The sequence below is a fragment of the Paenibacillus sp. JNUCC32 genome (assembly GCF_014863545.1).
Classification (GTDB): Bacteria; Bacillota; Bacilli; order Paenibacillales; family Paenibacillaceae; genus Paenibacillus_AQ; species Paenibacillus_AQ lautus_A.
This window is the reverse complement of sequence record NZ_CP062260.1, coordinates 6,375,846-6,400,000: the sequence shown is the minus strand read 5'-3', so window position 1 is coordinate 6,400,000 and position 24,155 is coordinate 6,375,846. Positions and strand designations below refer to the sequence as shown.

The 24,155-nt window shown below is 48.4% G+C and carries 39 protein-coding genes (1 of these 39 only partly in view); 2 read left to right on the top strand and 37 right to left on the bottom strand.

The window, feature by feature from the left end:
• Positions 1-241 carry the end of a polysaccharide deacetylase family sporulation protein PdaB gene (gene pdaB / locus JNUCC32_RS28285; protein WP_009589226.1) on the top strand. It extends 563 nt beyond the left edge of the window, so only the last 241 of its 804 coding nucleotides appear in the window; the start codon falls outside the window, past its left edge; its stop codon occupies positions 239-241.
• A 53-nt stretch (positions 242-294) separates the two neighbouring features.
• On the opposite strand, the gene JNUCC32_RS28280 is transcribed toward pdaB, so the two are convergent.
• Positions 295-888: a KinB-signaling pathway activation protein gene (locus tag JNUCC32_RS28280; protein ID WP_096777166.1), complete on the bottom strand. Its 594-nt coding sequence runs from the start codon at positions 886-888 to the stop codon at positions 295-297.
• Between the two features lie 193 nt (positions 889-1,081).
• On the opposite strand from JNUCC32_RS28280, the gene gerD reads away from it, so the two are divergent.
• On the top strand, positions 1,082-1,795 hold the full coding sequence (gerD, locus tag JNUCC32_RS28275; RefSeq protein ID WP_192570484.1) for a spore germination lipoprotein GerD: 714 nt from the start codon (positions 1,082-1,084) through the stop codon (positions 1,793-1,795).
• Between the two features lie 70 nt (positions 1,796-1,865).
• On the opposite strand, the gene JNUCC32_RS28270 is transcribed toward gerD, so the two are convergent.
• The 36 genes from JNUCC32_RS28270 to rplB form a co-directional block, all read right to left on the bottom strand.
• Positions 1,866-2,960 (bottom strand): Mrp/NBP35 family ATP-binding protein, encoded by a 1,095-nt coding sequence (locus JNUCC32_RS28270; RefSeq protein WP_015737614.1) that lies wholly within the window; start codon positions 2,958-2,960, stop codon positions 1,866-1,868.
• A 63-nt stretch (positions 2,961-3,023) separates the two neighbouring features.
• A complete protein-coding gene (gene cwlD, locus JNUCC32_RS28265) occupies positions 3,024-3,797 on the bottom strand; it encodes an N-acetylmuramoyl-L-alanine amidase CwlD (protein WP_009589216.1) in 774 nt (257 codons plus the stop codon).
• A gap of 70 nt (positions 3,798-3,867) precedes the next feature.
• Positions 3,868-5,037, bottom strand: coding sequence for a sulfate adenylyltransferase (gene sat / locus JNUCC32_RS28260; RefSeq protein WP_015737616.1), 1,170 nt, complete (start codon positions 5,035-5,037; stop codon positions 3,868-3,870).
• Positions 5,038-5,093: 56 nt separating this feature from the next.
• Positions 5,094-5,786, bottom strand: a complete 693-nt coding sequence (locus JNUCC32_RS28255; RefSeq protein ID WP_192570483.1) for a phosphoadenylyl-sulfate reductase — start codon at positions 5,784-5,786, stop codon at positions 5,094-5,096.
• A 196-nt stretch (positions 5,787-5,982) separates the two neighbouring features.
• Positions 5,983-7,629 (bottom strand): DHA2 family efflux MFS transporter permease subunit, encoded by a 1,647-nt coding sequence (locus JNUCC32_RS28250; protein WP_192570482.1) that lies wholly within the window; start codon positions 7,627-7,629, stop codon positions 5,983-5,985.
• A 9-nt stretch (positions 7,630-7,638) separates the two neighbouring features.
• Complete coding sequence (locus JNUCC32_RS28245) at positions 7,639-8,088, bottom strand: MarR family winged helix-turn-helix transcriptional regulator (RefSeq protein ID WP_096777170.1); 450 nt, start codon at positions 8,086-8,088, stop codon at positions 7,639-7,641.
• A gap of 427 nt (positions 8,089-8,515) precedes the next feature.
• A complete protein-coding gene (gene rpsI / locus JNUCC32_RS28240; RefSeq protein ID WP_006212891.1) occupies positions 8,516-8,908 on the bottom strand; it encodes a 30S ribosomal protein S9 in 393 nt (130 codons plus the stop codon).
• Positions 8,909-8,928: 20 nt separating this feature from the next.
• Positions 8,929-9,366 carry a 50S ribosomal protein L13 gene (gene rplM / locus JNUCC32_RS28235; RefSeq protein ID WP_009589234.1) on the bottom strand — a complete coding sequence of 146 codons (438 nt, stop codon included), beginning with the start codon at positions 9,364-9,366 and terminating at the stop codon, positions 8,929-8,931.
• 301 nt (positions 9,367-9,667) lie between these two features.
• Positions 9,668-10,459 (bottom strand): tRNA pseudouridine(38-40) synthase TruA, encoded by a 792-nt coding sequence (gene truA, locus JNUCC32_RS28230; protein ID WP_192570481.1) that lies wholly within the window; start codon positions 10,457-10,459, stop codon positions 9,668-9,670.
• A gap of 326 nt (positions 10,460-10,785) precedes the next feature.
• A complete protein-coding gene (rplQ, locus tag JNUCC32_RS28225; protein ID WP_009589203.1) occupies positions 10,786-11,151 on the bottom strand; it encodes a 50S ribosomal protein L17 in 366 nt (121 codons plus the stop codon).
• A gap of 37 nt (positions 11,152-11,188) precedes the next feature.
• The gene (locus tag JNUCC32_RS28220) at positions 11,189-12,133 is read right to left on the bottom strand and encodes a DNA-directed RNA polymerase subunit alpha (protein WP_006212895.1); all 945 of its coding nucleotides are present in this window, start codon (positions 12,131-12,133) and stop codon (positions 11,189-11,191) included.
• Positions 12,134-12,267: 134 nt separating this feature from the next.
• The gene (rpsK, locus tag JNUCC32_RS28215; RefSeq protein ID WP_009589209.1) at positions 12,268-12,663 is read right to left on the bottom strand and encodes a 30S ribosomal protein S11; all 396 of its coding nucleotides are present in this window, start codon (positions 12,661-12,663) and stop codon (positions 12,268-12,270) included.
• Positions 12,664-12,682: 19 nt separating this feature from the next.
• Positions 12,683-13,051 (bottom strand): 30S ribosomal protein S13, encoded by a 369-nt coding sequence (gene rpsM, locus JNUCC32_RS28210; RefSeq protein WP_006212897.1) that lies wholly within the window; start codon positions 13,049-13,051, stop codon positions 12,683-12,685.
• A 20-nt stretch (positions 13,052-13,071) separates the two neighbouring features.
• Positions 13,072-13,185, bottom strand: coding sequence for a 50S ribosomal protein L36 (gene rpmJ / locus JNUCC32_RS28205; RefSeq protein WP_003333770.1), 114 nt, complete (start codon positions 13,183-13,185; stop codon positions 13,072-13,074).
• Positions 13,186-13,316: 131 nt separating this feature from the next.
• Positions 13,317-13,532 (bottom strand): translation initiation factor IF-1, encoded by a 216-nt coding sequence (gene infA / locus JNUCC32_RS28200; protein WP_006212898.1) that lies wholly within the window; start codon positions 13,530-13,532, stop codon positions 13,317-13,319.
• Positions 13,533-13,534: 2 nt separating this feature from the next.
• Entirely contained in the window at positions 13,535-13,846 is a 312-nt protein-coding gene (locus JNUCC32_RS28195; protein WP_015737620.1) for a KOW domain-containing RNA-binding protein, read from the bottom strand.
• 4 nt (positions 13,847-13,850) lie between these two features.
• On the bottom strand, positions 13,851-14,603 hold the full coding sequence (map, locus tag JNUCC32_RS28190; protein WP_015737621.1) for a type I methionyl aminopeptidase: 753 nt from the start codon (positions 14,601-14,603) through the stop codon (positions 13,851-13,853).
• A gap of 5 nt (positions 14,604-14,608) precedes the next feature.
• On the bottom strand, positions 14,609-15,253 hold the full coding sequence (locus tag JNUCC32_RS28185; protein ID WP_009589204.1) for an adenylate kinase: 645 nt from the start codon (positions 15,251-15,253) through the stop codon (positions 14,609-14,611).
• Between the two features lie 89 nt (positions 15,254-15,342).
• Positions 15,343-16,641, bottom strand: coding sequence for a preprotein translocase subunit SecY (gene secY, locus JNUCC32_RS28180; RefSeq protein ID WP_009589213.1), 1,299 nt, complete (start codon positions 16,639-16,641; stop codon positions 15,343-15,345).
• Positions 16,641-17,081 carry a 50S ribosomal protein L15 gene (gene rplO / locus JNUCC32_RS28175; RefSeq protein WP_006212903.1) on the bottom strand — a complete coding sequence of 147 codons (441 nt, stop codon included), beginning with the start codon at positions 17,079-17,081 and terminating at the stop codon, positions 16,641-16,643. The genes secY and rplO overlap by 1 nt, the downstream gene beginning before the upstream one ends.
• 46 nt (positions 17,082-17,127) lie before the next feature.
• Positions 17,128-17,313, bottom strand: coding sequence for a 50S ribosomal protein L30 (gene rpmD, locus JNUCC32_RS28170; protein ID WP_006212904.1), 186 nt, complete (start codon positions 17,311-17,313; stop codon positions 17,128-17,130).
• A gap of 12 nt (positions 17,314-17,325) precedes the next feature.
• Complete coding sequence (rpsE, locus tag JNUCC32_RS28165) at positions 17,326-17,823, bottom strand: 30S ribosomal protein S5 (RefSeq protein ID WP_009589212.1); 498 nt, start codon at positions 17,821-17,823, stop codon at positions 17,326-17,328.
• Positions 17,824-17,849: 26 nt separating this feature from the next.
• Positions 17,850-18,218 (bottom strand): 50S ribosomal protein L18, encoded by a 369-nt coding sequence (gene rplR, locus JNUCC32_RS28160; RefSeq protein ID WP_009589217.1) that lies wholly within the window; start codon positions 18,216-18,218, stop codon positions 17,850-17,852.
• Between the two features lie 112 nt (positions 18,219-18,330).
• The gene (rplF, locus tag JNUCC32_RS28155) at positions 18,331-18,873 is read right to left on the bottom strand and encodes a 50S ribosomal protein L6 (protein WP_071221018.1); all 543 of its coding nucleotides are present in this window, start codon (positions 18,871-18,873) and stop codon (positions 18,331-18,333) included.
• Between the two features lie 29 nt (positions 18,874-18,902).
• A complete protein-coding gene (gene rpsH / locus JNUCC32_RS28150) occupies positions 18,903-19,301 on the bottom strand; it encodes a 30S ribosomal protein S8 (protein ID WP_006212908.1) in 399 nt (132 codons plus the stop codon).
• Between the two features lie 33 nt (positions 19,302-19,334).
• Positions 19,335-19,520 (bottom strand): type Z 30S ribosomal protein S14, encoded by a 186-nt coding sequence (locus JNUCC32_RS28145; RefSeq protein ID WP_013312154.1) that lies wholly within the window; start codon positions 19,518-19,520, stop codon positions 19,335-19,337.
• Between the two features lie 46 nt (positions 19,521-19,566).
• The gene (gene rplE, locus JNUCC32_RS28140; protein ID WP_007132558.1) at positions 19,567-20,109 is read right to left on the bottom strand and encodes a 50S ribosomal protein L5; all 543 of its coding nucleotides are present in this window, start codon (positions 20,107-20,109) and stop codon (positions 19,567-19,569) included.
• A gap of 28 nt (positions 20,110-20,137) precedes the next feature.
• Positions 20,138-20,494 carry a 50S ribosomal protein L24 gene (gene rplX / locus JNUCC32_RS28135; RefSeq protein WP_006212910.1) on the bottom strand — a complete coding sequence of 119 codons (357 nt, stop codon included), beginning with the start codon at positions 20,492-20,494 and terminating at the stop codon, positions 20,138-20,140.
• Between the two features lie 77 nt (positions 20,495-20,571).
• On the bottom strand, positions 20,572-20,940 hold the full coding sequence (rplN, locus tag JNUCC32_RS28130) for a 50S ribosomal protein L14 (protein ID WP_006212911.1): 369 nt from the start codon (positions 20,938-20,940) through the stop codon (positions 20,572-20,574).
• A 36-nt stretch (positions 20,941-20,976) separates the two neighbouring features.
• Positions 20,977-21,243: a 30S ribosomal protein S17 gene (gene rpsQ / locus JNUCC32_RS28125; protein WP_009589223.1), complete on the bottom strand. Its 267-nt coding sequence runs from the start codon at positions 21,241-21,243 to the stop codon at positions 20,977-20,979.
• Positions 21,244-21,287: 44 nt separating this feature from the next.
• Complete coding sequence (gene rpmC, locus JNUCC32_RS28120) at positions 21,288-21,485, bottom strand: 50S ribosomal protein L29 (RefSeq protein ID WP_007132561.1); 198 nt, start codon at positions 21,483-21,485, stop codon at positions 21,288-21,290.
• Entirely contained in the window at positions 21,475-21,909 is a 435-nt protein-coding gene (gene rplP, locus JNUCC32_RS28115; protein WP_009589221.1) for a 50S ribosomal protein L16, read from the bottom strand. The genes rpmC and rplP overlap by 11 nt, the downstream gene beginning before the upstream one ends.
• A 2-nt stretch (positions 21,910-21,911) precedes the next feature.
• A complete protein-coding gene (rpsC, locus tag JNUCC32_RS28110) occupies positions 21,912-22,577 on the bottom strand; it encodes a 30S ribosomal protein S3 (RefSeq protein ID WP_006212915.1) in 666 nt (221 codons plus the stop codon).
• A 13-nt stretch (positions 22,578-22,590) separates the two neighbouring features.
• Positions 22,591-22,923, bottom strand: coding sequence for a 50S ribosomal protein L22 (rplV, locus tag JNUCC32_RS28105; protein WP_015737624.1), 333 nt, complete (start codon positions 22,921-22,923; stop codon positions 22,591-22,593).
• A 36-nt stretch (positions 22,924-22,959) separates the two neighbouring features.
• Entirely contained in the window at positions 22,960-23,235 is a 276-nt protein-coding gene (rpsS, locus tag JNUCC32_RS28100; RefSeq protein ID WP_006212917.1) for a 30S ribosomal protein S19, read from the bottom strand.
• Positions 23,236-23,308: 73 nt separating this feature from the next.
• The gene (rplB, locus tag JNUCC32_RS28095) at positions 23,309-24,139 is read right to left on the bottom strand and encodes a 50S ribosomal protein L2 (RefSeq protein WP_009589218.1); all 831 of its coding nucleotides are present in this window, start codon (positions 24,137-24,139) and stop codon (positions 23,309-23,311) included.
• Between the last annotated feature and the right edge of the window lie 16 nt (positions 24,140-24,155).

The following is a 24,155-nucleotide window of genomic DNA, read 5'->3' as shown; positions in this document are numbered from 1 at the left end:
CGAGAAAATCGTCGATCGTGTCGTCTCCAAAGCCCATCCGGGAGATATCGTGCTGATGCACGCCAGCGATTCGGTGAAGCAAACCCATGAAGCGCTGCCTCTCATCATCAAGGAACTTCGCAATCAAGGCTACGAGTTCGTCACGGTCACCGATCTGCTTCAACAGGGCAGCACCCAAGGCACCGAGGTCCGCGATCACGCTTCATTGCAGAAGAGCATCGAAGACGCAGGCGGGCTATGACTCATGAAGACCCTTAACATTAAATAATGCTTAACAAAAAAAGAGCTAAGGCGTTAGCTCTTTTTTTCGTCTTGTGTAACTTTATGAAGCGTCAGAATCTGGTATGCATTACAGATCAGCAACGGTACAACCATAAAAATCGTGGCGTTGCTCACTCCGATTTGCAGCACGCCGATAATCTCTACGATGGAAATGGCCATCATGAAGAACAGCGTCGGGATCCATGCGTTGGCATTTGTGCTCTTTACTTTGAGGTAAGCAACGACAATGGCAATGACCAGTATGGAGATACCCAGAATCAAATCCTGCTGCAGGCTGGTGGATCCGCCGACAAACGTACGGAAGAACATCAGCTCCAGCAATGCCAGTACAGCCAACACGATCTGAATGTATTGCCAAGTCTTTCTTCGGAATATGCCAATCCCCATATAATTTAACGTCAGGTATGCAAAAAAGCCCATCTGGGAGTATACGCTCACCAGCGCCCCAGAGCCTAACAAAATCAGCGGGTATATCAATAAATCGGCCATTCCCGTGAACTCGATAGCGCCATTAAACAACTGCAGGACCAGACCTACGATCAATGCCGCCACTGCCCCGACGAGCAGCGTTTTCAAAAACAATTTGGACCACTTACGTAAGCTCAACTAACTTCCACCCCCACAGATCATTATTTTACCAACGTTCACAATAAAAAACCATTCTGAATCCGACATATTTCTGCAAATCCATCGCATACTATGCGAAGACCCGTAAGAAAAATGACATTCAACTTACTTTCACGAAAAGACAGACCGCACGCAGAAGGATTTTTCTTGCGAAAAAAGGAGGACAACGGTAATGAAGTGGCCGTTATTTCGTTTATGTATTATCGTCTTCGTTGCTGCCATGGTGCTTACCGCTTGTGGCGTAGAACAAAGCTCGTCCCCGCAGCTTGGCTATAAAGAAATCAAGTCTATGGTGGTCGACATTCTGAAAACCGACGAAGGCAAAAAAGCGGTGGAAGAAGCGATGGGGGGCGGAGCCGGCGGTTCCTCAGGCAGCGGAGGCTCAATGGGAATGCGGATGATGTCCGCCCAATCTGGCGATCAAATTCGGATGGCTGTTAAGGATACGCTGGTGTCGGATGAATATAAGAAGGAAATTGAGAAGATCATGACCGATCCGCAATTCGCCGGCGATTTTGCCAAGGCCATTAATTCCGAGAGCAAGCAGCTGCATATGCAGCTGATCAAGGACCCTACGTATCAAAAGGCTATTCAGGATATGTTAAAATCACCGGATGTGATGAAATCGTTTCTTGAATTGACCAATACGCCGGACTATCGCAAACAGTCCATGACCGTGATGCAGGAAGCTATGCAAAATCCGCTGTTCCGCATGGAGGTTCTGGAACTGCTCAAAACGGTCGTGAAAGATGAACTTCAGCCTAAAGTGGAAAAGAAAAAACAAGGCGAGGGACAAGGCCAAGAAGAGCAAGGCGGTGGCGGCGGTGAAGGTAGCAGTGAAAGCGGCGGCGGCGAAGAAGGCGGCGGTGATGGCGGCGGCGGTTAAAGCATCCATTCCGAAAAATAGAACAAGCTCCCTGCAGAGGGAGCTTGTTCCGTCATATTATGAGTTGGTCTTAAACGGATCCTTCAAGCTTAGCCGCGATTCGTGAGGCGATCTCTTCGTAAATCGCTGCGCTCTCGGTCCCCGGTTTATAAACCGATGGCGAGAAATCCGGCTCCGAAGGGTGATTATCCGGGGCCCCCAACGGAAGCTGCGCGAGAAGCTCCGTATGAAGCGTCTCGGCAAGCTTGCCTCCGCCTCCACGACCGAACACATAATCCTTCTCTCCGCCATGGGAGCAGACATAATAGGACATGTTCTCGACGACGCCTAGAATTTCATGATCGGTCTGCAAGGCCATCGCACCCGCTCTGGCGGCAACAAACGCCGCCGTAGCATGCGGGGTGGTTACGATGATCTCTTTGCTCTGCGGAATCATCTGATGCACGTCCAGCGCCACGTCACCGGTTCCTGGCGGCAGATCAAGCAGCATGTAGTCCAAATCCCCCCAAGCGACATCGGTGAAAAATTGACGCAGCATTTTGCCAAGCATCGGTCCGCGCCAAATCACCGGACTGTTCTCACGGATGAAGAAGCCCATCGACATGACCTTGACGCCAAAGCGCTCAACCGGGTGAATGACGCCGTCTTCGGTTACGGAGGGCCCTTCCTCAATACCCATCATGTCCGGCACGCTGAATCCGTAAATATCCGCGTCGATCAGACCGACCCTCTTCCCTTGTCGGGCCAAAGCTGCGGCTAAATTCACCGTAACGGTGGATTTGCCGACGCCGCCTTTGCCGCTTGCGATCGCAATGAAATGAACGCCGGATTGTTCGCTTAGAAGCGTATTCTGCTCCATGCCGGCAGCATGCCCTTTTGTCAGCTTGTCGCGATCGTTGGCTTCCTCGCGGTTCGCTTGGTTTGAGGCATTGTCCAGGGGACGCATGCGGATATGAATATCCTCTGCCCCCATCGCCTCCAGAATTTCTCTGATCTGCGCTTCCAGGGAAGCGCGTACATCTTCGCTGCTGTACGTCACGGATAGTCGAACCGTGCGTTCCTTGACTACAATATCTCGAATACGCTGGAGCTCCATCAGGCTCTTCCCGGTTTCGGGATCACGTAAAGGCTGGAGTATCTCCTGCACCGTTTCTCTAGTCAGCATATAAGCACCTCTGCTCTATGTAATGGAATAGACAATGTTTCGTTATTCGTGTCTATTATACCATTACTCTGCAGCTTGTGACGACTCGCTGATGGACTCTCCGGAGGTATACCGCAAAATGCCGTTATACACGGAAGCTGCGACCTTCCTCTGGTATTTCTCGTCCCGAAGCAATTCGGATTCCTGCGGGTGGGACAAGAAACCGACCTCGACCAGGGCGGATGGCATGCGCAGGGCTTGGAGCAAATATATCTTGTCGTCCGTTTTGGCCAGACGCTGCGTATTCTCCAGGTTATGCCTAATTTCAGCCTGGATCAATTCGGCAAGTTTCTTGCTGTCCTCGTTATTCGGCGGGAAAAAGGTCTGCGCGCCTCTCCACCGATTGGACGGAATACTGTTCAGATGCATGCTGATAAACAGGTCGGCCTTGCTGTCCTCGATCATCCGCACGCGTTGTTTGAGGTCTTCCGTTTTCCGCTTGGAATATCCCTTGGTGCTTTCCGCCGCCAGGTCGTAGTCTCCTTCTCTTGTCATAATGACAAGCGCGCCTGCCTGCTGCAAGTAATCACGTAGATACAAGGTGATGGCCAGGTTTACATCCTTCTCTATGACGCCTTGGCGGCTAACTGCTCCCCCGTCTGGCCCGCCATGGCCTGCATCAAGGGCAATGACTTTGCCGGCAAGCGGCAGGCTCCAGGTATTGGACGTTTTGGCAGAGGGGATTTCGTACGTCACTACGATAATGAGCAGTGCCAGTAGTACGGCACCAATCAGGGTTTGTTTGATTCTCTTCAACGATATCCATACCGTAACCTTGTCCGTTCTCCGCCTGGACATAACAAAACCACCTCGTCCCATGAGTTGTTCTACTCCATCATATGGGACAAGGTGGTTATTTATGCCTTCGTTATACCGTGATCTGCTCTTTCATGCCTTCGATCAGTACTTGCGCAACTTCCGGGCGCGTAAATTCCGGCGGCGGGCACTGCCCCTCGCGAAGCAAGCCGCGAACCTTCGTTCCCGACAAGGTCAGATGGTCCTCCTTAGGATGCGGGCATGTTTTGCTCGAGGCCATGTTTCCGCACGTTGTGCAGAAGAAGCTGTGCTCGAAGAACAGCGGGGTAATGCCTAACTCTTCCGCAGTGAAATTCTTGAAAATTTCCTGTGCCTCGTAAGTGCCGTAGTAATCGCCGACTCCGGCGTGATCCCGGCCCACGATAAAATGAGTGCATCCATAATTTTTACGAACCATGGCATGGAATATGGCTTCCCTTGGGCCTGCATAACGCATGGCAGCCGGAAATACGCCCAGGAAGGTACGATCCGCGGGGTAATAGTTCTCCAGCAAGGTGAGGTAGCTCTTCATCCGCACGTTGGCAGGAACGTCATCCGATTTGGTCTCTCCCACGAGCGGATTGAGGAATAGCGCATCTACGATTTCCATTGCGCTTTTCTGAATGTACTCATGTGCACGGTGGACCGGATTTCGGGTCTGAAAGCCGACAACCGTATTCCAGCCCTTGGCTTTAAAATGTGCGCGTGTTTCTGCCGGATCAAAATAAAACTCGCCAAAACGTTCCGGCTGTGGACGATTCAATACTTGAATCGGACCTCCAACATACGTCGCAGGTCGTTCCAAAAGCTTTTTCACGCCTGGATGCTCCGGATCATCGGTCTTGAATACTTGTACAGCCTCGACTTGCTGATCGACCTGGTAGACGCTCTCGACATCGATGACGCCATAAACGACGCCGTCTTCTTCTCCTACAAGCGCCGCCTTCTCGCCGACTACGAGCTTCGCCGCCGTGTCTTCATCTACGGCCAGCGTGACCGGTATGCTCCACACCGTTCCGTCAGATAAACGCATATTGGAAACGACAGATTTGTAGTCCTGCTCGTTCAGAAATCCCTGCAATGGCGAAAATGCTCCGACCCCGATTAGATCCAAGTCCGAAATGCTCCAGGCGTTTACAGGGATCTTATGAAAGGTGTCAACCTGCTTCAACAAAGCTTCACGTTCTTCTCCTTGGGCTACCCGCTGTACCAGCGTACCGCCATGAGGGAGTATGGCTGTCATGAATAATTCCTCCTTCTTATGCTGCAACTGTGATAAGGCAAGTGGTTCTTATCTGTTTATTTATGAAGCCCGCACTCCGTCTTCTCATGCCCGGACCAGCGTCCTGCACGTGGATCTTCTCCCGGCATGACCTGCCGCGTGCAGTATTCGCAGCCAATGCTCGGATAATTCTGATCATGCAGCGGGTTGTAGATGATCTCGTTCATGCGGATGTAATTCCACACATCCTCACTCGTCCAGCCCGCGATCGGATTGAACTTCACCAAACCGAACTTGGTATCATATTCAATCTTCTTCGAGTTCGCCCGGGTAGGGGCTTGATCTCTTCGTATGCCTGTGATCCAAGCCTCGTATTGAGACAGAATCCGGGTCAACGGCTCTACCTTGCGGATGTTGCAGCATTCGTTCGGGCTGACGCTCCATAATGCTTCGCCATGCTGAGCCGCTTGCTCTTCCGGCGTGATGAGCGGAGATACGCGCACAAATTCCAGCCCATAACGTTCTGCCATACGATCCCGCGTTTCATATGTCTCCTTGAAATGAAAGTCGGTATCCAGATAAAAAATATCCGTCGACGGACTGATCTTCTGAATCATATCGACCAATACCACATCTTCTGCTCCAAAGCTGCAAGCAAACGTTATGTTAGGAAACGTCTTGATAGCATATTCGATGACTTCCTCAGCCGATGCGTGCTCAAGCTCTTCAGCCTGCACTCTGATCAGATCTTCTTTCTCCAGCAAATTCATGATTGGATGCCTCCCCCATTTTTCGTTAATCCCGATAATCCTACTGAAATAATATGAATTAAATACAGTATAAAACATTCCTAATAAATGTCAACCATCAAATCGTTACCATAAAAAACGAAAAAACCCTTCCTGCGCAAGCAGGAAGGGGCTTCTCTCTATTCTATTTTCCAAACATTATGACAAGTCTTGGACCTTACTCCGATGCTACGGATACCTCTTTGGCTCTCATGCCTGCACCGGCACTTTTTCCTTCCGAATCCTCGGACTTGGGAGCCGATGCCTGATTCGTTGTCCGCAGCGGAATTTCCTTCAAGAAGAATACGAGCAGCAATGCGACCACAAGCACCAGCATCCCGGTAAGGAATACCATGGATAGCGTATTTCCGAGCGCATCGCGAATGCTGTCTATCATCTGCAGGAATAATGGCTGCACATCTGCAGGAAGGCTTGCTTGCGTCTGTTCGATCAACGGCTTATTCATCAGCGTCTGCGGATTCGCGAACGATAGCATCTGCTGGGCCATCTGCGGATCCAAGGAGCTGAAGTCAGGCGCGCTCTCCGACTGAAGTGCATCCTTCAAATTCTTCGTCAGGTTATTCGACATAACCGTACCCATGACCGCGATACCGATCGTACCGCCAAGATTACGGAACAATTGGGAAGAAGCCGTCGCTACGCCAAGCTCTTTGTGCGATACCGCATTTTGCGTGGCCAGCGAGAATACCGGCATGCCCAAACCAAGACCGACACCGAAAATGATGGTACTGACCACGGTCAGCCACAGGTTATCCATGAATACCATAATACCCATGCCCACAATCATGATCGGTACGCCAAGCAGCGCGTAACGTTTGTACTTGCCGCTCTTCGCGATCAGCTGGCCCACGACGGCGCTCATTCCCATCATGAAGACCGACATCGGAATCGTTACATACCCGGCATAGGTAGGCGAAATGCCGAGTACGCCCTGCACGTAGAACGAGATGTAAATCATCGCGCCCATCAAACCGAAGTTCATAATGAATCCAATCAGATTGGAAACCGTAACGACGCTGTTCTTAAACAAACTCAGCGGCAAAACCGGTTCCTTGGCCTTTGTCTCAACAAATATAAAGATGATGGCCGATACGACCGAAGCCGCTATGAGACCGATAATCTCCGGCGATCCCCAAGGATATTCCGTACCTGCCCAAGAAAAGGCAAGCAGCAACGGAACGATGGCCGTTGTCAGGAATAAGGAGCCCAAATAATCGATGGATTGACCCGGTTTGCGTTCGACCTTAGGGAACAATGTCATGATCATGATAAAGGCAACGACGCCCAGCGGCAGGAAGATCCAGAATAACCAGCGCCATTCAATGTTATCGACCAGGTAACCGCCAAGCGTAGGACCCAGGACACTGGAAAAACCGAATACCGCCGTCATCAGGCCCATCCATTTACCACGTTCCCGCGGCGGGAATAAGTCCCCGACCGACATAAATGCCGTTGACTGGATAATGCCGGCACCGATACCTTGAATACCGCGATAAATGATAAACTGATACACGTCTGTCGAAGTACCCGTCAGGAAAGCTCCTAACATGAAAAACAATATACCTATCAATATAAACGGCTTACGTCCGAACATGTCGGACAGCTTGCCAACCAGTATGGTAGCGATCGTTGATGTTAACAAATAAATGTTGATGGTCCATGTATAATAATCCATGCCATCGAGAATGGCGATAATCCGCGGCATCGCGGTGCTTGTTATCGTCTGGTTAATGGCTGCGAAGAACATCGCAGCCATGATCGCGATCATAATCGAAACTTTACGTTTAAGCGTTAAATGCTCCATGCTCCACCTCTACCCGTTGTGATTGTTTTTATCTATGTTTGACAGCATCAAGGAGAAGATTCTTCTTAAATGCTGAATGTCTTCCTCTGAGAGGAAGTCGAAAAATCCCTGGATCATTTCTTTTTGGTCCTTCTTCACTTTCTTAATGATCTCAAGCCCCGGTTCCAATAGCGTGATGTTGACAACTCTGCGGTCATCCTCGGCACGTTCTTTCTGCAGATATCCTTCTGCAACCAATTTATCCGTCAGTCCGGTTATAGCCGGCGGCGTCAAAGACAAAACTTCAGCAAGCTCCGAGACCTTTAGAGGTCCTCTCATCTTTAATACATACAGCACCTGAAATTGAGGGAAACTTAAATTGTATTTCCCGGCGCTCGACTTGTTCCATTCTTGAGAAATGTTCTTCAGCAGCGCCCGGAACATCGACGACACCTTAAAAATCTCTTCATTGCGATCCAACCATATCACCCCTTACTGCTCCAAGAAATTACTTATCTAATTAATGATTAAATATTAATTATTTAAGCGCTTAATTAATTTGCAATTAATAATATATCTCTATTTACATATGAAGTCAAGTGGTTAACGATGTCAGATGATCATGCTCGGAAGCCAGCTTCACTCTTTCTATCCTCAACCTGTGCACATGATGTGAACAACATGCCCCAAAACACGCGAACGTATCCCTAATGTGCTCACCATGATGTGCATATCTTTGTGGACAACCTGACTACAATTGTCTTGTCCACTTCCAACACAGTAGACAGACTTCGTGCAGAGGACGGTGTGTTGCCATAACCGGGAGACCTATGCTTCGAGAATTATGCTTTCAGACACCACAAAAAAGCCCTTGACCGTAATGGCCAAGGGCTTGGTAAATCGAATATTAACGTTTGGAGAACTGAGGCGCGCGACGAGCTGCTTTAAGACCGTATTTCTTACGTTCTTTCATACGAGGGTCGCGAGTCAGGAATCCAGCTCTTTTCAGAGAAGGACGGAATTCAGGATCTGCTTTCAGAAGAGCACGGGAGATACCGTGACGGATTGCTCCAGCTTGACCGGAGATGCCGCCACCGTGAGCGATGACAAGCACGTCATATTTGCCCAGTGTTTCTGTCAGATTCAAAGGTTGTTTAACGATCAGTTTGAGTGTTTCCAAACCGAAATATTCATTGATATCACGTTTATTGATGACAATGCGTCCTTCACCCGGTACGAGGCGTACACGTGCTACCGAGTGCTTACGACGACCTGTCCCATAGTATTGTACTTGTGCCATGAAACTGTCCTCCTTTTTAATTAACCGCGAAGTTCGTAAACTTCTGGTTTTTGTGCTTCATGTGGATGTGCCGTGCCTGCGTATGCTTTCAGTCTCAGCTTCATCTTCTCGCCCATGCGAGTTTTAGGAAGCATGCCGTGAACCGCGCTTTCGATTACACGCTCTGGGAATTTAGCAATCAGGTCTTGAGCTGAAGTTACTTTCAATCCACCTGGATGCAGGGAGTGACGATAGTATTTCTTGTTCTCCATCTTTTTGCCAGTGAGGTGGATTTTCTCGGCGTTGATAACAACCACGAAATCCCCTGTGTCAACATGTGGAGTGAATTGAGGCTTATGTTTGCCGCGGATCAGAGCCGCAACTTCACTTGCCAAACGGCCAAGCGTTTTGCCTTCGGCATCAACGATGTACCATTTGCGCTCAACTTCATTTGGCTTCGCCATATAGGTGGTACGCATGTATAGTTCCTCCTTGTATTCGTCCGAAAATCATCATTAATTTTCATCATTTATCTTCGTTCATGTGTAAAGCATTTTCATGGTGTTGCTGTCTTGCGATTGGCATTCTCTTAACCGGGGCTGTGGGAGAGCCGTTAAGAAAACACAACTTATATAATACAGGATTACGCCCACTTCCGCAAGTGTTTTTTGCTTTTCTACCTTACACCCTGCGGTTTGATTCAAACAAGCCGCCAAACGCATCCCGAACGCTTTCCGGTTCTTTGGGGAATAGCCGTCTGCGTGGCACGTATCGCGTAAGTCATTGCAGCTTCTCTTGGCCGGCGATATCGTAATCCACTTCCCATAACATCAAGCCCTTGCCCATCGCTGTGGGACCGGCTGCCGCCCGATTTTGGGCTTCCAATATGACCTTCATATCATCCGGATGGCGCTTGCCTTCCCCTACCTCAATCAACGTTCCCATAATGATCCGGACCATGTGCTGCAGAAACCCGTTCCCGGATATGAACGTATGAATGATTCCTTGGTCTCTGGTGCCTGGGCGGCACATGGATGTATCCTTCTCGATCCAAGCATCAAAAATCGTACGGACATGGGACGGCTTCGTCGACTTTCGTGACGCAAACGTTGTAAAGTCATGCGTTCCGATCAGATGAGAAAGTCCCTGCTCCATCGCTGCGATATCCAGTTTTCCATGATGATGGATCTGGTACCGCCGGTTGAATAGATCCGGATATTGATTCGCATTGATGGTAAAACGATAGGTTTTGCGTTTCGCTGCATGGCGGGAATGGAATTCCATCGGTACCTCCATTGCATCCGAAACCACGATATCTTCCGGCAGCCAAGTGTTTAATGCCATGCACCAACGCTCCACGGGAATGGGGGAAGCCGTGTAAAAATTAAATACCTGGGCGCGGGCATGCACCCCGGCATCTGTCCGGCCGGAAGCCGTAATCTTGAGCTGCTCTCCGGACAAGCGGCGAATGGCTTCCTCCAAATAGTCCTGAATCGTGTGGCCACCGGGCTGGGTCTGAAAGCCGTTATAATCGGTACCGTCGTAACTGACCTTCATCAGAAGATTACGCATTACTTGCCTCCTGCGTGCTTTCATCGAATGATTCCGAAACGAAACTTGCGATTTAGAATCTCATCAGCATCGCTGATAACTCATGAGTTCCATATCTATCAAAAAAAGAGCCCCATAGGAGCTCCTTTTCATCATGTTAAGCCGAACCCTTCGAGTCAGCCACATGACTAGAAGGTCCCCGTTATCGTAGCCCATGGAGTAGTCGAGACGAGTCGAACCAAATGATCGACTATATCTCGCACCACTTCCCGTTCATGGCCCCTAGAATAAACATCTGAAGAGCCGGGCATACATAACTTCAGTCACTTCAATGGAACAAAACGAAATTACGCGCGATCTACCAGTTCCAAATAAACCATTGGAGCTGCGTCACCACGACGAGGACCCAGTTTCAGGATACGCGTGTATCCGCCTGGACGCTCTACGTAGCGAGGAGCGATTTCGGAGAACAATTTTTGGATTGCATCTTGTTCACCGTCAACCGTTTCACGACGCACGAATGCAGCTACTTGACGACGAGCGTGCAGATCACCTTTTTTTGCTTTTGTGATCAGTCTCTCAGCGATCGAACGAACTTCTTTCGCTTTGGCTTCAGTCGTTTGAATACGCTCATATAAGAAAAGGTCGGTTACCAGGTCACGGAACAACGCTTTACGCGCACTGGAATCGCGGCCCAACTTTTGGTATGCCATGTGTTTTTCCCTCCTTTGCTAAGCTAAGCCGAATCTGTTATTCTTCCGTACGAAGTCCCAGGCCCAACTCTTCGAGCTTCTCTTGAACTTCCTCCAAGGATTTGCGTCCGAGGTTCCGGACTTTCATCATATCCTCTTCGGTTTTCGTAGTCAGCTCTTGTACCGTATTAATGCCGGCACGTTTCAAGCAGTTGTAGGAACGAACGGAAAGATCCAGCTCTTCGATCGTCATTTCAAGCACTTTTTCTTTCTTGTCTTCTTCTTTCTCGACCATGATCTCCGCATCCTTCGCTTCGTCGGTCAGACCCACGAAGAGGAACAGATGCTCAGTCAAGATTTTCGCGCCGAGACTAACGGCTTCTTCTGGGCGGATGCTGCCATCCGTCCAAATTTCAAGCGTCAGTTTGTCGTAGTTGGTTACTTGGCCAACACGCGTATTTTCCACGCCGTAGTTAACACGGCTAATCGGAGTGTAGATCGAATCGACGGGAATGACGCCGATAGGCTGGTCATCGCGTTTGTTCCGATCCGCCTGGACATAGCCACGACCGCGACTGGCAAAAATACGCATATGAAGTCTTGCTCCAGGGCCCAGCGTCGCAATATGAAGATCCGGATTCAGAATCTCCACATCACTATCCGCACGGATGTCACCAGCAGTAACAACCCCTTCACCCTCCGCATCAATCTCGAACACTTTCTCTTCATCGGAATGAATTTTCAGAGACAAAGCTTTCAGGTTCAGGATGACCTCGGTCACGTCTTCCATGACACCCGGAATCGTGGAGAATTCATGAAGCACGCCATCGATTTGAATCGATGTGACGGCTGCACCCGGGAGTGAGGATAACAAGATGCGGCGAAGCGAGTTCCCCAGCGTCGTGCCATATCCTCTCTCTAGAGGCTCAACAACGAATTTCCCATAGGTTCCTTCTTCATTGACATCAACGGTCTCAATTTTCGGCTTTTCGATTTCAATCACGCAAGTACCCCTCCTTCAAACGTCGCTCCTATATGAAACTGTCATCTTATCCAGTAATCCATGTAGTAGTATGCCTAAACAACCATTATTAGCAGATTGCAACGGATTTATACCACATTAACAGGATGACTTCATTATACGCGACGACGTTTTGGTGGGCGGCATCCGTTATGTGGAATTGGTGTTACGTCTTTGATCAGGTTCACTTCGAGACCTGCTGCTTGCAGGGAACGAATTGCTGCTTCACGACCAGCACCAGGACCTTTAACCATGACTTCCACCGCTTTCATACCGTGTTCCATAGCCGCTTTGGCAGCTGTTTCAGCAGCCATTTGCGCAGCGAACGGGGTCGACTTACGGGAACCTTTAAATCCAAGGCCGCCGGAGCTTGCCCAAGAAATCGCGTTTCCGTGAGGATCCGTAATCGTTACGATTGTATTGTTGAACGTGGAGCGGATATGAGCCACGCCACTTTCAATATTTTTGCGGTCACGACGTTTAGTACGTACGACTTTTTTTGGTTTAGCCATTGTCTATTATCCCCCTTTCTTATTTCTTCTTGTTCGCTACGGTACGACGAGGACCTTTACGTGTACGAGCATTCGTTTTAGTACGTTGACCACGAACAGGCAATCCACGACGGTGACGAATACCGCGGTAGCAGCCGATCTCCGTGAGACGTTTAATATTTAAGGAAATTTCACGACGCAGGTCACCTTCTACCTTAACCATACCATCGATCGTTTCGCGCAATTTGCTGACTTCATCTTCTGTCAAATCACGGACACGAGTGTCTGCATTGATTCCAGTTTCTTTCAATACTTTCTGGGAAGTCGTTTTACCGATTCCGAAAATGTAAGTCAAGGCGATCTCAACGCGTTTGTCACGTGGCAAATCCACACCAGCTATACGAGCCATTTTACGCTACACCCCCTTCTTTAACCTTGTTTTTGTTTGTGTTTCGGATTTTCACAGATAACCATTACGTTCCCTTTGCGGCGAATGACTTTGCATTTTTCGCAAATAGGCTTTACAGAAGGTCTTACCTTCATGCTAATTACCTCCTCCAAGTTTTACGTTGTAAAACCAGCTTCGAAACTAAAGTAGTTTGTTACCGCTGCTGAGTTTTACGTCAGTAAAACCGCTTCGCAGCTTTCCTTGATTCCCCGGGGGAACCTTGAATCTATTTACGGTACGTGATACGACCTTTGGTTAAATCGTACGGCGAGAGTTGAACAACCACTTTGTCTCCTGTAAGGATACGGATAAAGTGCATCCGCAGCTTTCCGGAAACATGAGCGAGAATCTGGTGACCATTCTCCAGCTCGACTTTAAAGGTAGCATTCGGCAACGGCTCGATGACCGTTCCTTCGACTTCAATGACATCTTCTTTAGCCACAGTTAGTCTCCTTTCTGATCTGCCTTGGATTTATCGGATACAAATTGGCCAAGTGCGAAACGCAGTTTACCGTTTGTAACCCGACCGCTTTCTTGCAAACTGTTTACCACTTCACTGCTAATGTAGGATTGAGGTTCAAGATGAAGAACATTCTTCTTCTTGGCCCCGTCAAACTTGCGTTTGTCCCCATCCGCGATCCACACGAACCTGCTGTCCTCAATCGAAACGATAACGGCATACTGTCCGGCATCTCTGCCCTTCAGTATCTTAACAATCTGACCGGGTTGAAGCGTGATTTCATGATTCAATGTCATCACCCTATTCCGGCAGCTTCGTCAAAATTTCCATGCCATCCGGCGTGACTGCTACCGTATGCTCGAAGTGAGCACATAGTGAGCCGTCAACCGTAACAACCGTCCAGTTGTCTTCCAGCGTCTTGACATGCCGTTTCCCGGCATTGACCATCGGCTCAATCGCGAGCACCATGCCCGGTTTGAGTCTTGGTCCGCGGTCAGGAATGCCATAGTTCGGAATTTGCGGATCCTCATGCAGATCGGTACCCACGCCATGACCAACGTACTCCCGGACGACAGAGAAACCTGCATCCTCGATATGACGCTGAATGGCATGAGAGATTGTAAACAAGCGGACATCGGGTTTGACTAGCGCAAGTCCAGCATAGAGCGATCCTTCCGTAACGTCCAGCAAACGCTGGGCCTCTTCGGAAATTTCTCCTACAGCGTAGGTCCATGCCGAGTCACCATGGTAACCCTGGTATTGCGCGCCGATATCAAACGTAACGATATCGCCCTCGATCAATTTGCGTTTGCCTGGAAATCCATGCACCAATTCTTCGTTGACTGATGCGCAAATGCTGGAAGGAAATCCGTTGTAGCCTTTAAAAGATGGCACAGCGCCTTGGCTTCGAATGAACTTGTCGGCCATCAGGTCCAGTTCCCCGGTCGTAATGCCCGGTTCAACATGAGCGGCAAGGAGTTTGTGGCATTCCGCCACGATCCTTCCTGCTTCTCTCATCAAGCTCAGTTCCGTTTCGGATTTACAAATGATCATTATACTTAACCTCTCAGTATAGACGCAATTTGTGATGAAACCGCGTCGATTTCCTGATCACCATCGATTTGACGCAAAAGACCTTTGTTCTCATAAAACGTGAGGAGTGGTGCTGTTTTGTTGATATATTCGTCTAAACGAATGCCGACGCTCTCTTCGTTATCATCGGAGCGCTGGTACAATTCGCCGCCGCATTTATCACAAATGCCTTCCTGTTTAGGAGGATTAAAGATCACATGATAAGTCGAACCGCAGTTTTTGCAAATCCGGCGGCCGGTTAGGCGGGCCAGAAGCTTCTCTCGATCCACTTTCAGGTTGATGACGTGATCGAGACCAGTATTCAAGCGGGCGAGAATGTCATCCAGCGCTTCCGCTTGCGAAAGGGTTCTTGGAAAGCCGTCCAATAAAAAACCTTTTTCGCAATCGGACTGCTGCAGACGCTCTTCCACAATACCAATCGTTACGTCATCCGGTACCAGCAGACCCTGATCCATGAATTCCTTCGCTTTAATCCCGATGGGAGTTCCTTGTTTGATCGCGAGACGAAATGCATCGCCCGTTGAAATATGAGGAATACCGAATTCATTCACGATGTTTTCTGCTTGCGTTCCTTTTCCTGCCCCAGGAGGACCCATGAATAAGATGTTCACCTTACGTCACTCCCTCCCCTTGATTGACTAGCAAGAACAACACAATAGGCGCCGGGAAGCGATACAGACCACTCGCCGGAACCTATCGCCTATTTATTGATAAAACCTTTGTAATGACGTTTGATCAGTTGGCTTTCGATCTGCTTCATCGTATCCAGTGCAACACCGACGACGATCAAGAGGGACGTACCACCAATCTGAACCGTACGAGGAAGACCTGCAAGTGATCCGAAGAACACCGGAAGTACGGAGATCACGGCCAGGAACAGAGCTCCTGTCATGGTCAAACGGGTCATAACCCGTGTCAGATACTTCTCAGTAGCTTTACCAGGACGAATGCCCGGCACATAGCCGCCGTTCTTCTTCATATTATCAGCCATTTGGTTCGGATTCATCTGCACGAAGGTGTAGAAGAACGTGAAACCAATGATCATGAGTACATACAGTACCATTCCAAGCGGGCTGTCATAAGCCAGGTTCGCCGTAATCCATTTCGCCCAATTCTGGTGTGCCCAGAAGCTGGCCAGGATAACCGGGAACTGCAGCAATGACATCGCAAAGATGACCGGAATAACGCCTGCTCCGTTAATCTTGAGCGGAATGTGTGTGTTCTGTCCACCGTACATTTTGTTTCCTACAACACGCTTCGCGTATTGAACCGGAATTTTACGGATACCTTGCTGAATGAATACAACACCGGTAATGATCAGAACCAAAATCAAGAGGATGATGACACCCTTCAGAATGTTCATGAAGACCTGACCATCCTGAATGAAGTTCGATTCAATCGTTGTCCGAATGTGCATCGGAATACCAGCAGCGATACCTGCAAAGATAATGATCGAAATACCGTTACCGATTCCGCGTTCCGTAATCTGTTCGCCGAGCCACATCAAGAATGATGTACCTGCAGTAAGAACGATCGCGATCACGACGAAGTCGATAAAGGTTGCTCCAGGAACCATTTCGGCGCCATACAGGCGGTTAAACCCGATGGACATACCGAACGCCTGAATCAGACCCAGTATTACCGTACCATAACGAGTAATTTGAGCCAACTGCTTCTTCCCGTGTTCCCCTTGTTTGTTCCATTCCGCAAACTTTGGAATGACGTCCATCGACAGCAATTGCACGATAATGGACGAAGTAATATATGGAAATATCGAAAGGGCGAAGATCGAAAACTGCGATAACGCGCCCCCCGAGAACGTGTTAAGAAGACCGAACAACTCATTGCCTGCCTGATTCGTCTGGGTAAAGACATCCTTGTTAACACCGGGAACCGGTACAAAGGATCCGATACGGAAGATGATCAGAACGAATAAGGTGAACAAAATACGCTTGCGAAGGTCCTCGACACGCCATATATTTTTCAGGGTCTTAAACATTAGATCACCTCGGTTTTACCGCCGGCAGCCTCGATCTTCTCTACCGCAGATTGAGAAAACTTATTAGCTTTTACAGTCAAAGAAACGGTAACTTCACCGTTGCCAAGAATTTTGATTCCGCTCTTTGTATTGTTAACAATACCGCTCTCAACCAAAACTTCTGGAGTCACTTCAGTACCTGCTGCAAAGCTGTTAAGTTCTTCGATGTTCACAATCGCGTACTCTTTCCGAGTTGGGTTTACGAAACCGCGCTTCGGAAGACGACGATACAATGGGTTCTGTCCACCTTCGAAGCCTGGACGTACACCACCGCCGGAACGAGAGTTTTGTCCTTTGTGACCGCGACCCGACGTTTTACCCGTACCGCTACTAGTACCGCGTCCAACGCGCTTGCGCTCTTTGCGGGATCCAGGTGCTGGGCTCAGCTCATGTAACTTCATCGTTCGTTGCACCTCCTTAATATGTCCGGGGATAAACTGCCCGGGATTAACCTTCGATTTCTTTAACAGAAACCAGGTGATTTACTTTCTTGATCATTCCGCGAATTGCAGCATTGTCGCTTTGAACCACGGAATGGTTGATTTTGCGAAGTCCGAGTGTTTTCACGGTTGCACGCTGATCCTCTGGACGACCAATCACGCTGCGTACGAGGGTGATTTCAAGTTTAGCCATGAGATTCCCTCCTTAACCCAACAGCTCTTCGACGGATTTGCCGCGAAGCTTGGCAACATCTTCAACACGCTTCAGGCGGGACAAGCCTTCCAAAGTCGCATTGACCATGTTCATGGAGTTCGAAGAACCTAGAGATTTTGTCAAAATGTCGCCTACGCCAGCCAGCTCGAGTACTGCACGAACCGGTCCGCCAGCGATAACCCCAGTACCTTCAGATGCCGGCTTCAACAATACGCGGCCTGCTCCGAAGTGTCCTGTTACGAGGTGAGGAATAGTGGTTCCAACAAGTGGAATGTGAATCAGGTTTTTCTTAGCATCTTCAATACCTTTGCGGATTGCATCCGGTACTTCGCCTGCTTTACCGATACCTGCTCCTACCCAACCTTTGCCATCACCGACAACTACCAGTGCGCTAAAGCTAAAGCGACGTCCGCCTTTTACAACTTTAGCAACGCGGTTAATGTTTACTACTCTTTCAGTCAGTTCTAAAGTGTTAGGATCTACACGCAAGTCGTTTACCTCCTTTTGAAAATATCTTAGAATTCAAGGCCTGCCTCGCGAGCTGCCTCTGCAAGTGCTTGAATACGTCCATGGTACAAATATCCACCACGATCGAATACGATCGATTTATAACCTTTGTCTGCTGCACGTTTTGCAACGAGTTCGCCGACTTTACGAGCGGATTCAACGCTTCCGCCGTTCTTGATGTCGTTAACCAGTTCTTTGTCCAGCGTAGAAGCTGATGCCAAAGTCACGCCAGCCACGTCGTCGATCAATTGAGCATAGATGTGTTTCGAAGAACGGAACACGTTCAGACGTGGACGTTCTGCAGTGCCTTGGATTTTCTTACGGACACGCAGGTGTCTTTTCAGACGAGCTTTGTTCTTGTCTTGTTTCGTGATCATGCTTCCATTTCCTCCCTTCAGTTTTGCCTTAAGAGCTTCACTTTTAGACGCATCGGGTAAGTATGGGAGAAGAGGCAAGTTATCAACCAGGTAGATCCCCAGTCAGCTAACCTTACTTCTTCTTACCAGCTTTACCTTCCTTACGGATAATGCGTTCACCTTCGTATTTAATCCCTTTACCTTTGTAAGGCTCAGGCTCACGTACGGAACGAATCTTAGCAGCGTATGCACCTACGCGCTCTTTATCGATACCGCGAACCGTGATTTTCGTGTTAGCCGGTACGTCGAATTCAATACCTGGCTCCGGTGTAATTTCAACTGGGTGGGAGTAACCCACGTTCAGAACGATTTTATCTCCGGATTTGCTTGCACGGTATCCGACACCAACCAACTCAAGGTTTTTCGAGAATCCTTCAGTTACACCGTTGACCATATTCGAGACAACGCTGCGGGTCGTGCCGTGAAGAGAGCGATGTGTTTTGTTGTCGGAAGGACGAACAACATTGATCTCGTTGTTTTCTACTGTAATTTGCATGTCTTTATGCAATTCACGAGTCAAGGTACCTTTAGGTCCTTTTACAGTGATTACAGTGTTATCCAGTGTGACTTCCACACCGTTAGGAATAGCAATTGGTTTACGACCAATACGGGACATTCATTACACCTCCTATCTTGTGACGTTGATTACCATACGTAGCAGAGAACTTCTCCGCCAGCTTTGGATTGACGAGCTTCTTTGTCGGTCATAACTCCCTTAGACGTGGAGATGATCGCAATACCCAAACCACCAAGTACGCGAGGTACTTCGTTGCTCTTCGTGTAAACGCGAAGACCTGGTTTGCTGATTCTTTTCAGACCTGTGATTACGCGCTCGTTGTTGGAACCATATTTCAGGAATACACGAATGATCCCTTGTTTATTGTCTTCCACAAACTCTGCATCACGGATGAAGCCTTCACGCTTCAAGATGTCAGCGATTTGTTTTTTAATCGTCGAAGCAGGCATTTCTACTGTTTCGTGGCGAACCGTGTTCGCGTTACGAATACGAGTTAGCATATCTGCAATTGGATCGGACATAGTCATGTAGGATAAACCTCCTTCCCGTTTATAAACTTCTTACCAGCTTGCTTTTTTCACGCCAGGAATCTGGCCTTTATAAGCTAATTCACGGAAACAAATTCTGCAAATTTTAAACTTCTGCAGTACCGAATGTGGGCGACCACAACGTTCACAACGGGTATATGCCCGTACTTTGAATTTCGGTGTACGTTGTTGTTTAACTTTCATCGAAGTTTTTGCCACTTAGCCTGACACCTCCTAAATAGTTTCGGAGAAAAGGACAACCGTCTTATTTCGCGAAAGGCATGCCCAGTTGAGCAAGCAGTTCACGGGATTCTTCGTCGGTTTTAGCAGTCGTTACGATAACGATGTCCATACCGCGAACCTTATCCACTTTGTCATACTCAATTTCAGGGAAAATGAGCTGCTCTTTCAGACCGAGCGTATAGTTACCGCGTCCGTCAAATGCTTTGGTGGACACGCCTTGGAAGTCACGTACACGTGGAAGTGTAACGTTGAACAGCTTGTCGAGGAAGTAGTACATACGCTCACCGCGCAGCGTTACCTTCACACCGATTGGCATGTTCTCACGCAGTTTGAATCCCGCGATGGATTTCTTTGCACGGGTGATAACCGGTTTTTGACCAGCAATCAGCTGCATGTCGTTCACAGCGGAATCAAGCACTTTCGAGTTGGCTACAGCGTCACCCACACCCATGTTGATGACAACCTTCTCGATTTTTGGTACTTGCATTACTGTCTTATAGCTAAACTTCTGCATCAGAGCAGGAGTTACTTCGTTCAAAAAACGCTCTTTCATTCTTGCTGCCATGATTCAAGGACCTCCTTTCTAAACCGTCTTATTTATCGATAACTTCTCCGGATCTTTTAGCTACGCGAACTTTTTTACCGTTGTCCAGTACTTTGTAACCGATACGAGTTACTTTTCCGCTCTTCGGATCAACGTGCATAACGTTCGATACATGGATCGGAGCTTCCTTCTCGATGATACCGCCTTGTGGGTTCATTTGGTTTGGCTTCTGGTGCTTCTTGATCATGTTCACACCTTCAACCAAAACACGATTTTCACGAGGGTACGCTGCGATGACACGGCCTTTTTTGCCTTTGTCTTTACCGCTGATGACGATAACTGTATCATCTTTTTTCACGTGCAGTTTGTTGCTATGGGATTCCAGAACTTTTTTCACTTTAGGCATTCGTTACACCTCCTATGACTAGCCAGTTCAACTATTTATCGGGTTCCCGAAAAGTTACGTCACTTTTTGGGGTGTTATTAGATTACTTCCGGAGCCAAGGAAACGATTTTCATGTAGTCTCTTTCGCGAAGTTCGCGAGCAACTGGTCCGAAAATACGAGTTCCGCGTGGGCTTCTGTCGTCTTTAACAACAACAGCTGCATTCTCGTCAAATGAGATGTAAGATCCGTCTTTACGACGTACAGAACGCTTCGTACGAACGACTACCGCTCTTACTACATCACCCTTTTTGACAACGCCGCCTGGTGTTGCTTGTTTGACGGAACATACGATCAAATCACCGATTTGAGCTGTACGACGACCAGTACCACCCAATACGCGGATACACATCAGTTCCTTCGCACCGGAGTTGTCAGCAACAGCTAAACGTGTAAATGGTTGAATCATTTAAATTTCCTCCTTCCATCAAAAACTGATCATATCTTAGATGATAACCGCTTTTTCAACCACTTCTACCAGTCTCCAGCGCTTGTCTTTGGAGAGAGGGCGAGTTTCCATGATTTTAACGGTATCTCCGATTTGAGCTTGATTGTTCTCATCATGCGCTTTAAATTTTTTCGTGTATTTAATGCGTTTGTGATACAAGTCATGCTTCTTATAAGTTTCAACAGCTACAACAATGGTTTTATCCATTTTATCGCTGACAACTTTACCGATTTGCACTTTACGAGCATTGCGTTCTTCGCTCATTTGTTAGCCTCCTTCCTGAATACAGAACATGACGTTCCATTTCATTAACTAATCCCAAGTTCTCTTTCACGGATAACGGTTTTAGCACGAGCTATTTCTTTGCGAACGTCACGGATCCGAGTCGGGTTATCAAGCTGGCCAGTGGCCAATTGAAAACGGAGGTTAAAGAGTTCCTCTTTAAATCCGGCGATTTTTTGCTCGATTTCTGCAGTGGTTAAGTTGCGCAGTTCATTAGCTTTCATTTGCTTCACCACCCACTTCTTCTCGTTTCACAAACTTCGTTTTTACAGGCAGCTTGTGAGCGGCGAGACGCATCGCTTCGCGGGCGATTTCCTCGGACACGCCTCCAAGTTCAAACATGATCTTGCCTGGTTTTACAACGGCAACCCATTTCTCAACGTTACCTTTACCGCTACCCATCCGCACTTCGAGAGGCTTTTGAGTAATCGGCTTATCTGGGAAAATCTTGATCCATACTTTACCGCCACGACGGATGTAACGAGTCATCGCGATACGAGCAGCTTCGATCTGACGGTTCGTGATCCAGCCTGGTTCTGTAGCTTGCAGACCGAATTCGCCGAAGTTCAGTTCAGTACCGCCTTTCGCTTGGCCTCTCATATGGCCGCGCTGTTGTTTGCGGTGTTTTACACGTTTTGGTACCAACATGATTAGTTGCCTCCTTCCTGAGCAGCTTGTTTCTTAGCCGTAGGAAGAACCTCTCCACGATAGATCCATACTTTCACGCCGATACGGCCGTAAGTCGTATGCGCTTCTGCTGTACCATAGTCGATGTCTGCACGAAGCGTATGAAGTGGAACAGTTCCTTCACTGTAGCCTTCCGTACGAGCAATCTCGGCTCCGCCAAGACGTCCGCTGACCGATGTTTTAATCCCTTTCGCTCCAGAGCGCATAGTTCTTTGAATCGCTTGTTTCAGTGCACGACGGAAAGATACACGACGTTCCAGCTGTTGTGCAATGCTTTCAGCAACAAGAATTGCGTCCAGTTCAGGGTTCTTGATTTCAGAAATGTTGATGTGAACTTTTTTACCGCCGGCGATTTTAGTCACTTGTCCGCGCAGTACTTCTACTTCGGAACCACCTTTACCGATAACCATACCTGGCTTCGCAGTGTGGATCGTCACGTTCACACGATTAGCCGCTCTCTCGATTTCGATACGGGATACAGCGGAGTCTTTCAATTTATTTTTCAGGTATTCACGGATTTTCACGTCTTCCAGCAAAAGATCACCGAAATCTTTGCCTGCATACCATTTGGATTCCCAATCACGGATAATACCGATACGGAGTCCTACTGGATTTACCTTTTGGCCCACACGTTTTCCCTCCTTATTTTTCAGCTACCACCAAAGTAATGTGGCTGGTGCGTTTATTGATCCGGCTTGCACGTCCCATCGCACGAGGGCGGAAACGTTTCATAGTCGGTCCCTGGTTGACATAAGCTTGCGTCACAACCAATTTAGTTACATCCAAAGAGTAGTTATGCTCAGCGTTTGCGATAGCCGAGTTCAAAAGCTTCTCAACAACCGGAGATGCAGCTTTCGGAGTGTGACGAAGAATTGCGATCGCTTCGCCGACTTGCTTACCGCGGATCAAGTCAACAACGAGTTGAGCTTTACGAGGAGCAATACGAATCGATCTAGCATGTGCTTTTGCTTCCATATGTTTAACCTCCTCTCAAACAAAGAGCTTCGTTAATTATCTTCTTGTTTTCTTATCGTCTTCATGACCTTTGTAAGTACGGGTTGGAGCGAACTCACCCAACTTGTGTCCTACCATGTCCTCAGTTACATATACAGGTACATGTTTACGGCCATCGTATACACCGAACGTGTGACCGATAAATTGCGGGAAAATAGTGGAGCGGCGGGACCAGGTTTTGATCACAGCCTTTTTGCTTGCGGCGTTCATATCCTCCACTTTTTTGAGCAGATATCCGTCAATAAAAGGTCCTTTTTTCAAACTACGGCTCATATTGAAATCCTCCCTTCATCAAATTGTCTCGTTACCTTCGGGCCTGACACGAAGTTATGCACTTAAGCGCGCATTACTTCGTGCGGCGGCGAACGATATATTTGTCAGAAGCTTTGCCTTTTTTACGAGTCTTAGCACCAAGGGTTGGTTTACCCCATGGAGACATAGGAGACTTACGTCCGATTGGAGCGCGGCCTTCACCACCACCGTGAGGGTGATCGTTAGGGTTCATGACGACACCGCGTACTTCAGGACGCTGTCCGAGCCAGCGGCTGCGGCCTGCTTTACCGATTTTGATCAACTCATGGTCTTGGTTACCCACAGAACCGATGGTTGCACGGCAAACTTTCAGGATGCGGCGAACTTCACCGGAAGAAAGACGAACCGTTACGTACTTGTCTTCTTTACCGAGAAGCTGAGCTTCTGTACCAGCAGCACGAACCAATTGTCCGCCTTTGCCTGGTTTCAATTCGATGTTGTGGATAACTGTACCTACTGGAATGTTTTCCAGAGGAAGCGCGTTACCGATCTTGATGTCAGCACCTACTCCAGATACTACTTGGTCTCCAACTTTCAGACCTTTAGGAGCGATGATATAACGCTTTTCACCATCTACATAGTGAATCAGAGCGATGTTGGAAGTACGGTTCGGGTCGTATTCGATTGTAGCAACGCGACCTGGAATGCCGTCTTTATTCCGTTTGAAGTCGATGATACGGTATTTACGTTTGTGTCCGCCGCCATGGTGACGAACCGTAATTTTACCTTGGTTGTTGCGGCCAGCTGTTTTGCTCAGTGGAGCCAGCAACGATTTCTCCGGCTGATTCGTGGTGATTTCTTCGAAAGTCGACACGGACATGTTGCGTCGAGCCGGGGATGTCGGTTTATACTTTTTAATAGGCACTGAATTTTCCCTCCTT